General features: G+C 74.0%; 8 protein-coding genes. 6 read left to right on the top strand and 2 right to left on the bottom strand.

Annotation, left to right across the window (positions count from 1 at the left end; all coding sequences use genetic code 11):
• Positions 1-69: 69 nt before the first annotated feature.
• Both PU704_RS04205 and PU704_RS04210 read left to right on the top strand, forming a co-directional pair.
• Positions 70-1,533: a DUF4192 family protein gene (locus PU704_RS04205; RefSeq protein ID WP_277550314.1), complete on the top strand. Its 1,464-nt coding sequence runs from the start codon at positions 70-72 to the stop codon at positions 1,531-1,533.
• A gap of 187 nt (positions 1,534-1,720) precedes the next feature.
• A complete protein-coding gene (locus PU704_RS04210) occupies positions 1,721-3,226 on the top strand; it encodes an RNA polymerase sigma factor (protein ID WP_277550316.1) in 1,506 nt (501 codons plus the stop codon).
• 139 nt (positions 3,227-3,365) lie between these two features.
• Here the strand turns inward: PU704_RS04210 and PU704_RS04215 are convergent, their stop codons facing one another.
• The gene (locus tag PU704_RS04215) at positions 3,366-3,566 is read right to left on the bottom strand and encodes a DUF7455 domain-containing protein (protein ID WP_017834164.1); all 201 of its coding nucleotides are present in this window, start codon (positions 3,564-3,566) and stop codon (positions 3,366-3,368) included.
• 256 nt (positions 3,567-3,822) lie between these two features.
• On the opposite strand from PU704_RS04215, the gene PU704_RS04220 reads away from it, so the two are divergent.
• On the top strand, positions 3,823-5,931 hold the full coding sequence (locus PU704_RS04220; RefSeq protein WP_277550329.1) for a DNA gyrase/topoisomerase IV subunit B: 2,109 nt from the start codon (positions 3,823-3,825) through the stop codon (positions 5,929-5,931).
• A gap of 98 nt (positions 5,932-6,029) precedes the next feature.
• Complete coding sequence (locus PU704_RS04225) at positions 6,030-7,082, top strand: malate dehydrogenase (RefSeq protein WP_277550330.1); 1,053 nt, start codon at positions 6,030-6,032, stop codon at positions 7,080-7,082.
• A 15-nt stretch (positions 7,083-7,097) separates the two neighbouring features.
• Here PU704_RS04225 and PU704_RS04230 read toward each other — a convergent pair whose 3' ends face one another.
• A complete protein-coding gene (locus PU704_RS04230) occupies positions 7,098-9,599 on the bottom strand; it encodes a DNA gyrase/topoisomerase IV subunit A (RefSeq protein WP_277550331.1) in 2,502 nt (833 codons plus the stop codon).
• 126 nt (positions 9,600-9,725) lie between these two features.
• On the opposite strand from PU704_RS04230, the gene PU704_RS04235 reads away from it, so the two are divergent.
• The gene (locus PU704_RS04235) at positions 9,726-12,422 is read left to right on the top strand and encodes a bifunctional acetate--CoA ligase family protein/GNAT family N-acetyltransferase (RefSeq protein ID WP_277550333.1); all 2,697 of its coding nucleotides are present in this window, start codon (positions 9,726-9,728) and stop codon (positions 12,420-12,422) included.
• Positions 12,423-12,437: 15 nt separating this feature from the next.
• Positions 12,438-13,853, top strand: coding sequence for a serine/threonine-protein kinase (locus PU704_RS04240; protein WP_277550334.1), 1,416 nt, complete (start codon positions 12,438-12,440; stop codon positions 13,851-13,853).
• Positions 13,854-13,893 lie beyond the last annotated feature (40 nt).

The raw sequence follows: 13,893 nt of genomic DNA on the forward strand, positions 1-13,893 counted from the left end.
CGTCCGCCGCCCTCCACAGCCCGCCACCGGGGCCGCCGCCGCCGGCCCGGGACCGCCCACCCTGGGCCCATGAGACAGCACCCCACCCGTGATCCCTTCGTCCCCGTCGTGCGCTGCGCCGCCGACCTGCTCGCCGTCGTCCCGCACACCCTCGGCTACTGGCCCGCCGACTCGCTCGTCCTGTTCGCCGCCGGCGGCGGGACGGCCGGGGCGTGCGTGCGGGTGGACCTGCCGGCCGACCCCGACGACGAGCGCTTCGCCGAGGCCTTCGTCGCGGAGCTCGCCGAGCTCGTGGGCCACGACGCCCTCAGCGACCGGGTGTTCGCCATCGTCTACACCTCCGGCCGCACGCCCGTCCGCTCGTCACCGGGCACGCCCCCGCCGCCGGGCGGGCCCGGTGCGGTGCCCGCCGTGCTGGGCCTCGTGGACGAGGCCGCTCGCCGGGCTGACCGGGCCGTGGCGGCGCGCTGGGTCGTGGCCGGCGAGCACTGGTGGCCGGTCGAGGACCCCGAGGACGTCCGGAACGTGGCCCGCATCCTGGACAGCGCCGTCAACGCCGCGCTCGTGGCCGCCGGCAGCTCCTACGCGACGGCGCCGCGGCAGGCCATGGACCACGAGTACGGTGCGCTGCCGGCGGGCACCCGCCGCGGGGTGGCGGGACGGGCGGCCCACTGGGCCCGGGCGGGCCGGGACGGTTGGCACCGCCTGGACCGCCTGGCGGGCATCCTGACCGTGTGGGAGGACGTCCTGACGGAGGTCCGGGACGCCGACGGCGACTGGCTGCCCGCGGTCCTGGCCCACGACGACGACCTGCTGGGCTTCCTGGCCGCGGGCCTCTCGGACCCGGTGCTCGCCGACCTCCTCCTCGCCGCCTGCGCCACGGACGACTCCGCCGGTGTCCTCGCCGCGGCGGCCATGTGGGCGGAGCTGTGCGACGGCGAGCCCGGCGCCGCGGACCCGGCGGACGAGCCGACCGGACCGACCCGCGCACCGGCGCCGCCCGGGGTCGCGGCCGTCCCGCGTGGCCCCGGTGCCGGCCGGCGCGGGGCGGCCCCCGGCGCCGCGCGGCGGCCCGCGTCCGACGCCGGGGAGCTCATCCGGCTCTCCCGCGTGCTGTCCGGGGAGTGGGGTGAGACCCCGGCCTGGCCGCGGCTGGACGCGCTGTACCGGGTCCTGCAGGCCCTGGCCTGGCTGCTGGACGCCGGCGAGGCCCCGGTGGAGCAGGCAGAGGCCCCGGCGGAGCGGGCCGTGGGGCGGGCAGGCGAGACGGCATCGGGGCAGGCAGCGGAGGGGACGGCCGAGGCGGTGGCCGGGACGGACGCCGCCGCGGCCCGGGCAGTGCTCGCGGGCGTGCTCGTGGAGCTGGCGCAGCTCAACCGCTTCCGCGCCCGCGGCTCGCACACGGCGCACTTCGTGCGCCGCGCCACAGCACTGGTTCCCTGCCACCCGGCCGCCCTGCGCGTGCTGCGGCTCGCGGACGCCCGCCCGGTGCCGCTGTGGGCCCGGGACCGGGCGACCGCCTGGCACGCCTGAGGTGACCCCGGCGAGCTTTCTCAGGATCCGCCGGCCGGACGGGAACAAATCCCGGCCGACCGTGGTTCCGGCTGTCAGGACCCTTCAAGCCTGCCGCGCCGGACGACGCCCGGAGCAAGGACTTGACAGGGTCATAGGCGTGTTGCCCCGAGTGCGGGCGCCGTGACCGTTCAACGAAAGGCTCTCAGTGTCACCTTCCGCCAGCAAGAAGACGACGGACACCGCCGCCGAGGCTCCGGTCACCGGGGACGCTCGGTCGACGTCCGGGTCCGCGGGCACGTCGCCGCGGGCGAAGACCGCCGCGGCGAAGTCCACCGCGGCCAAGAAGACGGTGGCCGCGAAGAAGACCACGGCCACCAAGACCACGGCGGCCAAGACCACGGCGGCCAAGACCACGGCGGCCAAGACCACGGCCGCGAAGTCGACCGCGGCGGCGCCGACGGCCGCGAGGAGCTCCGCGGCCCAGGCCGCCCCGGCGCCCGCGTCCGCCCAGAAGCCGGCGACCCGCAAGAAGGCCGCCCCGAAGAAGGCGGATGCGGACGTCACCGGCGAGCCGGACACGGACGTCGAGGTCACCGAGGACGCGGACCTCGAACCGGACCTGACCGACGAGGCCGGAGTCGTCGACCCCGACGTGGAGGAGGACGAGGACGCCGCGGAGGAGACGCCGGCGGAGGACGAGGTCGCGGCGCCCGCGCGCAAGGACGAGAAGACCTCCGGCTTCGTCATCACCGCCAACGACGACGACGACGCCCCGGCCCAGCAGGTCGTCTCCGCCGGGGCGACCGCTGACCCCGTCAAGGACTACCTCAAGCAGATCGGCAAGGTCGCCCTGCTGAACGCCGAGCAGGAGGTCGACCTGGCCCTGCGGATCGAGGCCGGCCTGTACGCCGAGCACAAGCTCGCCGACGAGAAGGACAGCCTGGACCCCCAGACCCGCAAGGAGCTGCGCTGGGTGATCCACGACGGCAAACGCGCCAAGAACCACCTGCTCGAGGCCAACCTGCGCCTGGTCGTCTCGCTCGCCAAGCGCTACACCGGGCGCGGCATGCTGTTCCTGGACCTCATCCAGGAGGGCAACCTCGGTCTGATCCGCGCGGTGGAGAAGTTCGACTACACCAAGGGCTTCAAGTTCTCCACCTACGCCACGTGGTGGATCCGCCAGGCCATCACCCGGGCCATGGCCGACCAGGCCCGCACCATCCGCATTCCCGTGCACATGGTGGAGGTCATTAACAAGCTGGCGCGCGTCCAGCGGCAGATGCTGCAGGACCTCGGGCGGGAGCCCACCCCGGAGGAGCTGGCCAACGAGCTCGACATGACCCCCGAGAAGGTCGTGGAGGTGCAGAAGTACGGCCGGGAGCCGATCTCCCTGCACACCCCGCTGGGCGAGGACGGCGACTCCGAGTTCGGCGACCTGATCGAGGACTCGGAGGCCGTGGTCCCGGCCGACGCGGTGAGCTTCACGCTCCTGCAGGAGCAGCTGCACTCCGTCCTGGACACCCTCTCCGAGCGGGAGGCCGGCGTCGTCGCCATGCGCTTCGGCCTCACGGACGGCCAGCCGAAGACCCTGGACGAGATCGGCAAGGTCTACGGGGTGACCCGGGAGCGCATCCGGCAGATAGAGTCCAAGACGATGTCCAAGCTGCGCCACCCGTCCCGCTCGCAGGTGCTGCGCGACTACCTCGACTGACCGGACGCCCCCGTCCCCGGACCCGTCCGGGGACGGGGACGGGGCGGCCCGTGCGGGCCGGACCCGGACATGCAGCAGGGCCCCGACACCAGGTGTCGGGGCCCTGCTCGCTCCGGGCGCTCGCCGGGGAGCGCCCGGGTCAGGAACCGATCCGCTCCGTCTCGTCCTGCCAGGTGGCCGCCAGGGGCCGCAGCTTCTGCTCGTTCTTGCGCGCATGGTGAGCGCAGAAGAGGAGCTCACCGCCCGTCGACTCGAGGATCACTCGGACGTAGGCCTGGGCGCCGCACGCGTCGCAGCGGTCGGTCGCATTGAGTTCTCGGCTTTCCAGTGTTGCGTTCACGGGATCCTCCTCCTGTGTCGTACGCGGTGCACGGGGGCCGCAGACCCGCCGGTGCAGGTACCCGGGGTCTCGTGGACGCTGAGGGGTACTCGTACATAGAACCACGACCGTCGGACATCGGATCCCGTCCGGGGCGCTTTTTCGCCCCCGGCGTAGGCCCCCGTTCCCGCGACGGCCCTCCCTTCCCGCCCCGGGGTGTCCGCCGCCCCGACTACAGTGGTGGGGAATCCCACCGTCCCCCAGGAGTCGTATCCCCGTGACACCGTCCCGTTCCGAGTACAACGCCCGCCACCTCTCCGTCCTCGAGGGCCTCGAAGCCGTCCGGAAGCGGCCCGGCATGTACATCGGCTCCACCGACTCCCGCGGCCTGATGCACTGCGTGTGGGAGATCATCGACAACTCCGTGGACGAGGCGCTGGCCGGGTTCGGCCACCAGATCACGGTGATCCTGCACGCCGACGGCGCCGTGGAGGTGCACGACGACGGCCGCGGCATCCCCATCGACGTCGAGCCCCGCACCGGACTGACCGGTGTGGAGGTCGTGTTCACGAAGCTGCACGCGGGCGGGAAGTTCGGCGGCGGGTCCTACAGCGCCTCGGGCGGCCTGCACGGCGTCGGCGCCTCGGTGGTCAACGCCCTCTCCGCACGCCTGGACGTCCAGGTGGACCGGGGCGGGAAGACCCACCAGATGTCCTTCCGCCACGGCGAGCCGGGCCGCTTCCTCGACAAGGGCAGGCCCTCCCCGCACGCGCCCTTCGAGCCGTTCGTGGAGGGCTCGGTGCTCGACGTCGTGGGCAAGGCCAAGCGCGGGGTGACCGGCACCCGGATCCGCTACTGGGCGGACGAGCAGATCTTCACCACGGACGCCCGGTTCAGCTACGAGGAGCTGGCCAAGCGCGCCCGCCAGACGTCCTTCCTGATCCCGGGTCTGCGCATCACGGTGCGCGACCAGCGGGGCCTGCCCGGCACCCCGGGGGAGTTCGGCACCCACGAGGAGGTGTTCCAGCACGACGGCGGGATCTCCGAGTTCGTGGAGTACCTCGCGGCCGACAGCTCCGTCACCGACGTGTGGCGCTTCCACGGCGAGGGCCGGTTCAAGGAGACGGTCCCCGTCCTGGACGAGAGCGGCCGCTCCAAGCTCACCGAGGTCGACCGCACGTGCGAGGTCGACGTCGCCCTGCGCTGGGGGATCGGCTACGACACCTCCCTGCGCTCCTTCGTGAACATCATCGCCACCCCCAAGGGAGGCACGCACCAGGCCGGGTTCGAGGCAGCCCTGCTCAAGACCTTCCGCAAGCAGATCGAGGCCAACGCCCGCAAGCTCAAGGCCGGCAGCGACAAGGTGGAGAAGGACGACGTCCTGGCCGGGCTCACCGCGGTGCTCACCGTGCGGCTGGCCGAGCCGCAGTTCGAGGGCCAGACCAAGGAGATCCTCGGCACCCCGGCCGTGCGCCAGATCGTGGCCCGGGTGGTGGAGAAGGAGCTGACGGCCAAGCTCACCGCGACCGCACGCCACGACAAGCAGCAGGCCGGGCAGCTGCTGGAGAAGGTCGTGGCAGAGATGAAGTCGCGCATCTCCGCCCGGGTGCACAAGGAGACGCAGCGGCGCAAGAACGCCCTGGAGACCTCCTCCATGCCGGCCAAGCTCGTGGAGTGCCGCTCCAACGACGTCGAGCGCTCGGAGCTGTTCATCGTGGAGGGCGACTCCGCCCTGGGCACCGCCCGGCTGGCCCGGTCCTCGAACCACCAGGCCCTGCTGCCGATCCGCGGCAAGATCCTCAACGTCCAGAAGGCGTCCATCACGGACATGCTCGCCAACGCCGAGTGCGCGGCCCTGATCCAGGTGATCGGCGCCGGGTCGGGCCGGACCTTCGACCTCTCCGCCGCCCGCTACGGCAAGGTCATCATGATGACGGACGCCGACGTCGACGGCGCGCACATCCGCACCCTGCTGCTCACGCTGTTCTACCGCTACATGCGCCCGCTCGTGGAGGCCGGCCGGGTCTACGCCGCCGTGCCCCCGCTGCACCGGGTGGAGGTCGTCAACGCGGGCGGCAAGCCCAACGAGATGATCTACACCTACTCCGAGCGGGAGCTCGCGGACCTGCTCGGGCGGCTGGAGACGGAGGGCCGCCGGTACAAGGAGCCCATCCAGCGCTACAAGGGCCTGGGCGAGATGGACGCCGACCAGCTCGCGGAGACGACCATGGACGTCCGGCACCGGATGCTGCGCCGGATCCGGGTCGAGGACGCCGAGGCGGCCGAGCACGCGTTCTCGCTGCTCATGGGCTCCGAGGTGGCGCCGCGCAAGGACTTCATCATCGAGGGCGCCACCCAGCTGGACCAGGAGCGCATCGACGCCTGAGCCCGGGCGGGGGTCACGGGCGCGATCCCGGGCGCGGCGCGGGCCGGAGCACTACGCTGGGCAGGGACGACCGACCGTCCCCGAGGAAGGATCCCCGCATGACCGCCTCCGGCCCGCACTCCCGTCCCGACGCCCCCCGCCGGTCCCGCCCCACCACGGTCACGGTCACCGGGGCCGCCGGGCAGATCGGCTACGCCACGGTCTTCCGGGCCGCGGCGGGCGACCTCCTCGGTCCCGACACGCCGATCCGCCTGCACCTGCTCGAGCTGCCGCAGGCACGGCGGGCCGCAGAGGGCACGGCCCTGGAGCTCCAGGACGGCGCGTTCCCGCTGCTCGAGGGCGTGGAGGTCTTCGACGACGCCGACGCGGCCTTCGACGGCTCCTCGGTCGGCCTGCTCATCGGGGCCCGTCCCCGCTCCCAGGGCATGGAACGGGCGGACCTGCTCGAGGCCAACGCCGGGATCTTCTCGGTGCAGGGCCGGGCCGCCAACCGGGGCGCGGCGGAGGACTTCCGGGCGGTCGTGGTCGGCAACCCCGCGAACACCAACGCCTACATCGCCGCCTCGCACGCCCCGGACGTGCCCCGGGAGCGGTTCACCGCCCTCACCCGGCTGGACCACCACCGGGCGGTCGCGCAGCTGGCCGAGGCCACGGGCGCCCGGGTGGCGGAGATCCGGGGGGTGGCGATCTGGGGCAACCACTCCGCGAGCCAGTACCCGGACCTCACCCACGCCACGGTCGCCGGCCGGCCGGCCCTCGAGGTGCTGGACGAGAAGGGCCTCGGCCTGGACTGGGTGGACCGCACCTTCATCCCGCGCGTGGCCGGCCGCGGCGCGGAGATCATCGACGTGCGCGGCGGGTCCTCCGTGGCCTCGGCCGCCCACGCCGCCCTGTGCCACGTGCGCGACTGGGTGCTCGATACCCCGGGGGACACGTGGACGTCCATGGCGGTGCCCTCCGACGGCTCCTACGGCGTGCCTGAGGGCCTCGTCAGCTCCTTCCCCGTGGTCTGCCGGGACGGGTGCGCGGAGATCGTCCCGGACCTGGCGCTGGCCGAGTTCTCGCGGACCCGGATCGAGCGCTCCGTGCGGGAGCTCCAGGAGGAGCGGGAGGCCGTGCAGCAGCTCGGGCTGCTCGGCCCCCGGCGCTGACCTCTCCGCCCGGCCTCAGGAGTAGGCCGGGCCCACCGCGTCGATCACCTGGTCGGTGGGCACCCCGGAGCCGTCGCGGCGCCCGTGCTCGGTGGGCAGGGCCCGCGCCACGCCCGTGGCCGAGACGGCCTTGGCCGGACCGTGCCCCGCCCAGGCCAGGACCAGCCCCGTCTCGCCCTTGAGGAACCGGTGGGCGCGCACCCCGCCCGTGGCCCGGCCCTTGGGCGGGTACTCGGCGAAGGGGGTGACCTTCACCGTGTACTTGGACATCCCCGGCAGCACCTCCTCCGCCCGGGCCAGCGTCACGACCACCGGCGTCTCGTCGGCGGCGCGCACCGCCCCGAAGAACAGCACGGCGTCTCCCGGGACCAGTTTGATCCCCGCCACGCCACCGGCGGTGCGGCCCTGGGGGCGCACGGCACCCGCCTCGAAGTGCAGCAGCCTGGCCTCCCGGGTCACGAACACCAGCTCGTCGTCCTCGGCCGCGGACTCGGCGAGGCCGACGACCTCGTCGCCGTCCTTGAGCGTGATGACCTCCCACTCCTCGCGGTTGAGGGGGTACTCCGGGTTCACCCGCTTCACCACGCCGCTGCGCGTGCCCAGGGCGAGCACCGACCCCAGCGGGGCCAGGCCCACGAGCCGCTCGCCGCGGCCCAGGGTGAGGAACTCCTTGACCGGCACGCCGTCGCCGAGCTTGGGGGTGCCCTCGAAGGCCGTGAGCACGGGCACGTCCATCACCTGCACGCGCACCATCCGCCCGGCCGAGGTGACGGCCCCGATCTCCGAGCGCGCGGTGGCGCGCACCACGGAGGCCAGGGCGTCGTGCTTGACCCGCCGCGGCGGGTCCGTCAGCGGGTCCTGGGAGGAGGAGCGGGCGAGCTGGCCGGAGGTGGACAGGAAGACCCAGCACGGGTCGTCGGCGATCTCCAGGGCGAGCCCCCCGCCGCCGCCTCGGCCCGGGGCCGGGGCGGCCACGGCGGCGGCCGGGCCGGGCAGCGCCTCGGACTCCAGCAGCTCGGTGCGCCGGTCGTCGCCGTGCACGGCGGCGACCTCGGCGAGCTCGGCCGAGACCAGGGCCCGCAGCCGGGCGTCCGAGGCGAGGATCTCCTCCAGCTCGGCGATCTCCCCGCGCAGCTCCTCCTGCTCCTTCTCCAGCTCGATCCGGGAGTACTTGGTGAGCTGGCGCAGGCGCAGCTCGAGGATGTGGTCGGCCTGGACCCGGGTGAGGTCGTACACGGTCATCAGCCGCTCCCGGGCCACGGCGGTCTCGTCGGAGGAGCGGATGATCTGGATGACCTCGTCGATGTCGACGATCGCCACGAGCAGCCCTTCGACCAGGTGCAGCCGGTCGCGCCGCTTGGCCAGGCGGAAGCCGGTGCGCCGGCGGACCACGGAGAGCCGGTGCTCCACGTAGACCCGCAGCAGCTCGAGCAGGCCCATGGTGCGGGGCCGCCCGTCCACCAGGGCCACGTTGTTGATCCCGAAGGAGTCCTCCATCGGCGTGTACTTGTACAGCTGCTGGAGCACCGCCTGCGGGTTGAAGCCGTTCTTGACCTCGATCACCAGGCGCATCCCGTTCTTGCGGTCGGTGAGGTCCACGACGTCGGAGACGCCCTGCAGCTTCTTCGCCTGCGCGGCCTCCTTGATCTTCTCGGTCACCTTCTCCGGCCCCACCATGTAGGGCAGCTCGGTGACCACGATGCCCTGTTTGCGCGGGGAGACCTGCTCGATCGAGACCTTCGCCCGGGTCTTGAAGGACCCCCGCCCGGTCCGGTACGCGTCCCGGATGCCGTCCAGGCCCACGATCCGCCCGCCCGAGGGCAGGTCCGGTCCGGGCACGAAGCGCATCAGCTCCTCGAGGGTGGCCTCGGGGTGCTCCACGAGGTGCCGGGCCCCGGCCACGACCTCGCGCAGGTTGTGCGGCGCCATGTTCGTGGCCATGCCCACCGCGATGCCGGAGGAGCCGTTGACCAGCAGGTTCGGATACGCGGCGGGCAGCACACCGGGCTGGAAGAACTGGTTGTCGTAGTTGGGCACGAAGTCCACGACGTCCTCGTCGAGGTCGGCCGTCAGCGCCAGCGCCGCGGGGGCCATGCGGGCCTCGGTGTAGCGCGAGGCGGCCGGGCCGTCGTCGAGGGAGCCGAAGTTGCCGTGCCCGTCCACGAGGGGCAGGCGCATCGCGAAGGGCTGGGCGAGGCGGACCATCGCGTCGTAGATCGCGGAGTCGCCGTGCGGGTGCAGCTTGCCCATGACCTCGCCCACCACGCGGGCGCTCTTGACGTGGCCGCGGTCCGGGCGCAGCCCCATCTGGTTCATCATGAACAGGATCCGGCGCTGGACGGGCTTGAGCCCGTCCCGGGCGTCGGGGAGGGCGCGGGAGTAGATCACGGAGTACGAGTACTCGAGGAAGCTCGTCTCCATCTCGGAGGTCACGTCGATGTCGACGATGTTCTCCCGGAAGTCGGCGGGGAGCTCGTCCTCGGCGGACGGGCGGGAGGACGCGCGGCGGCGAGCCATCAAAGCGGGGGGTCCTTCGGTCGGGGATGGGCCCGGGCGGCCCCGGGGACTCGGCGGGCGAGATCGTGCGGGGACGCACCGGGACGCACCGTTGACGGTGCGGGTTTGTCTACTAGCCTGAAGTCTATGGTTCCAGAGACCGCGGACACGGAAGAGGCCGCCCGGTACCCCGAGTACTGGGAGGCGGACGTGATGCTGCGCGACGGCGCGACGGCACACCTGCGCCCCATCTCCCCGCAGGACCGCGACGCCCTGCTGGCGTTCCACCAGTCGCAGTCCGAGGACAGCATCTACCTGCGGTTCTTCTCCTACAAGCCCACCCTTTCGGCGCGCGAGCTGGACCGGTTCACCCGGGTGGACCACAAGGACCGCGTCTGCTTCGTGCTGCTGCTGGGGGAGCAGATCGTCGGGGTGGGGCGCTACGACCGCACGGAGGACCCGCACGACGCCGAGGTCGCGTTCATGATCTCCGACGCCCACCAGGGGCGGGGGATCGGCTCGATCCTCCTGGAGCACCTCGCCGCCGCGGCGCGGGAGAACGGGATCGACCACTTCTCCGCCGAGGTGCTGCCGGAGAACCGGAAGATGCTGCGGGTGTTCGCCGAGGCCGGCTACGAGCTGACCCGCCGCTTCGACGACGGCGTGGTCGTGGTGGGCTTCGACATCGACCCCACGGAGAAGTCCCTGGCCGTGATGGCCGCACGTGAGCACCGGGCGGAGGCCCGCTCGGTCGCCGATCTGGTCACCCCGTCCTCGATCGCGGTCGTCGGCGCGTCGCGGGACCCCGGCCACGCCGGGCACGCCCTGGTGGAGCACCTGCTCGCCTCCGGGTTCGCGGGCCGGCTGAGCGGGGTGGGCCCCACGCCGTTCGAGCGGGAGGGCATGACCCACGCCACCTCGATCGGCGAGGTCCCGCAGCGCGTGGACCTGGCGCTGATCGCGGTGCCGGTGGACAGGGTGGCCGATGTCGTCGACCAGTGCGGCGCGGCGGGCGTCCGCGCCGTCGTGGTGGTCACCGGGGGCTACGCGGAGGCGGGGGCGGAGGGCCGGGCCCGGCAGACCGAGCTCGTGCGCCGCGCCCGCTCCCACGGCATGCGCCTGGTCGGGCCGGCGAGCCTGGGGCTGTACCGCACGGACCCGGAGTGCCGCTTCAACGCCTCCGTGCTGCCCACGACCCCCCGGCAGGGGCCGCTGGGGCTGTTCAGCCAGTCCGGGGCCATCGGGATGATGCTCAACGCCGCGGCGCTGCGGCACAACGTGGGCGTGTCCACCTACCTCTCGGCCGGCAACCGCGCCGACGTCTCCGGCAACGACATGATGCAGTACTGGGAGGACGACACCGCGACCCGCGCCTGCGGGCTCTACCTGCAGTCGGTGGGCAATCCCCGCAAGTTCTCCCGCATCGCCCGCCGGCTGTCCCTGACCAAGCCCGTCATCGTGGCCAAGAGCGAGGTGACGGGGCTGCGGCTGCCGCCGGGCCACACCGGGCGCACCACCCAGGCCCCGCCCGGCGCCCTGGACGCGATGTTCCGCCAGGCCGGGGTGATCCGCGCCGACACCAGCGAGCACCTCATGGACGTGGCCGGCATCCTGGCCGCCCAGCCGCTGCCGGCGGGACCCCGCACGGCGCTGGTGTCCAACGCGCTCGCGCTGGGCCAGCTCATGGAGGACCGGTGCACCCAGCTGGGCCTGGAGACCGCCGTGACCCAGGCGTCGGTGCCCACCGCCGAGGGCGGGGCCCGGGCCCTCGAGGCGCTGGGGGCGGCCGTGGGACGCAGCCTCGGCGCCGAGGGCGTCGACGCCGCCGTGGTCACGCTGATGCCGATCCCCGGCACCGTGCCGCAGCAGGTCGCCGAGACCGTCGGACGGGCGGGCCGGGAGCACGACAAGCCGGTGGTCGTCGCCTTCACCGGCAGCACCGAGCCCGGCGCCGCGTCCGTGCTGCACCACGCCGAGGACGGCCTGGACGTGCCGTGCTTCGACTCGCCCGGGGCCGCGCTGCGGGCCCTGGCGAAGGTCGTGGACTACACCCGGTGGCGCGCCCAGGACCAGGGTCGTTTCGCCGAGCCCCAGGGGATCGACGCGGAGGCCGCCGAGACCTTCGTGGAGACGGTGCTGCCCCGCGTCCCCGGCGACGGCCTGCTGGAGCTGGACGCCGACCGGACCCGCACGCTGCTGGCGACCTACGGGATCGGGCTGCTGCCCAGCGCCCGGTTCACCGACCCGGCGGACGCGCCGGCCGCCGCCGAGCGGCTGGGCTATCCGGTGGCGCTGAAGACCACCGACCCGAACCTCCGCCACCGCCTGGACCTCGGCGGGGTGCAGCTCAACATCCAGGACGGCGAGCAGCTGCGGGCGGCGATCTCGACGATGCACCGGGCCCTGGCCCCCTTCGGGTCCTTCGACCTCGAGGTCCAGTCCATGGCGCCCACGGGCCAGGCCGTGGTCGTGCGCGCCATCGAGGACCCGCTCATCGGCCCCGTGGTCTCCTTCGGGATGGCCGGGGACGCGGTGAACCTCCTGGAGGACTGGGCCCACCGGGTGCCGCCGCTCACCGACATGGACGTGCGGCGGATGGTCCGGGAGCCCAAGGCCTCCCGCAAGCTCTTCGGCCACCAGGGGGTCCCGGCCGCCGACGTGGACCGGCTCGAGGACCTCGTGGCCCGGGTCGCGCTGCTCAAGGACCGGCACCCGGAGATCGCCCGCGTGGAGCTCAACCCGGTGCTGGTCTCCAGCGGCTCCCTCACGGTGCTCGGCGCGTCGGTGGGGATCGGCAACCCGCGGCAGCGGACGGACAGCGCTCGCCGGGCGATGCGCAGCTAGGCGGTCCCGGACCTCGTGGCGGACACCATAGCCGGTCGGTACACCCTCATCGACCCCATCGCGCGCGGCGGCAGCGGGTCCGTGTGGCGGGCGTGGGACGGCCGGCTCCAGCAGCTGTGCGCCGCCAAGGTGCTGCGCCAGCGGGACTCCGCGGACCTGCTCCGGTTCGCCCGGGAGCAGTCCGTGAAGCTGGACCACCCGCACGTGCTCGCCCCCTACGGCTGGGCCGCGGAGGACGAGCACGTGGCCATCGCCATGCCCCTCGTCCACGGCGGGACCCTGGAGTCCGCCCTGCTGGACAACGGTGCCGCCTCTCCGGAGCTCACCGAGGAGGTCCTCGCCCAGCTGCTGCGGGCCCTGCAGTTCGTGCACGCCCAGGGGTGGGTCCACCGGGACGTGAAGCCGGGCAACCTCATGCTGGAGAGCACCGGCACCGGACGGCCCCACGTGTTCCTCTCCGACTTCGGCATCGCCGTGCGGGTGCAGGACGCCCGCCTCACCCGGACGGGCACCGTGGTGGGCACGCCCGGCTACCTGCCGCCGGAGGCCTACGGGCTCGCCGACCCGGCCCCCGCCCAGGACCTCTACGCGGCGGGGATCACCGCGCTGCGGATGCTGGACCCGGCCCTCGAGCCGGAGGGCAGCCTCGGGCCCGCCGACGCGCGCGCGGTCGTGGGGGAGCAGGGCGACCTGGCGGAGCACCTCGCGGCGCTGCTCACCCCGGACCCGGCGCTGCGCCGGGACGCCGCGGTGGCCGTGCTGGACGCGCTGACCGCGGGCGCGGCCGCCCGCACGTTCGACCCGGCGCTCACCCGCGACGGGGAGCCCTTCGAGATCTTCGACGTCCTCGACCCGCTGCCGGAGCCCTGGGCCACCCGGGTGCGCGAGGGCTGGGAGGGACCGGACGGGAGCGGCGGCGGGGCACCCGCCACCGGCGACGGGGCGTGGGGCGCGGCGGGCGGCGCCGATGACGAGGGGCCCGCCACCGTCGCGCCGGGCGCCGCGACCCCGGACGGCCACGCCCCGGCGATCCCGGAGAGCCCCGTCCCCGGGGCCCCCGGCGCGGCGACGGGCAGGGCGAGCCGCACACGGACCACCGCTCCGGCCGGTGCGGCCGCGGCGACGACGGAGACCCTGGCGGCCCCGCCGTCCCCGCCGGACCCGGCCCCGTCCCGGCGCCGGCGCGGCGGCGCGCTCACCGGGCTGCTCCTGGGTCTCGTCGGCCTGACGGCGCTGCTCGTCGGATACCTGCTGCTGGACCCCCTGGGCTCCGCCCGGCAGGCCCCCGCCCCCGGGGCCACCACCTCGGCCACCCCGAGCCCGGCGCCGACCTCGAGCCCGGCGCCGACGGCGTCGGGCCCGATCCAGCTCGAGCCGTTCTGCGAGGACGTCGGCGGGGGCCGGCAGGAGTGCTATTTCCGGGTCCCCTGACGGCCGTGTTGGGCGCGGGCGCGGGCGTGGGGGAAAATGG

This window comes from Kocuria oceani, from assembly GCF_029524215.1.
In the GTDB taxonomy this organism is placed as follows: Bacteria; Actinomycetota; Actinomycetes; order Actinomycetales; family Micrococcaceae; genus Kocuria; species Kocuria oceani.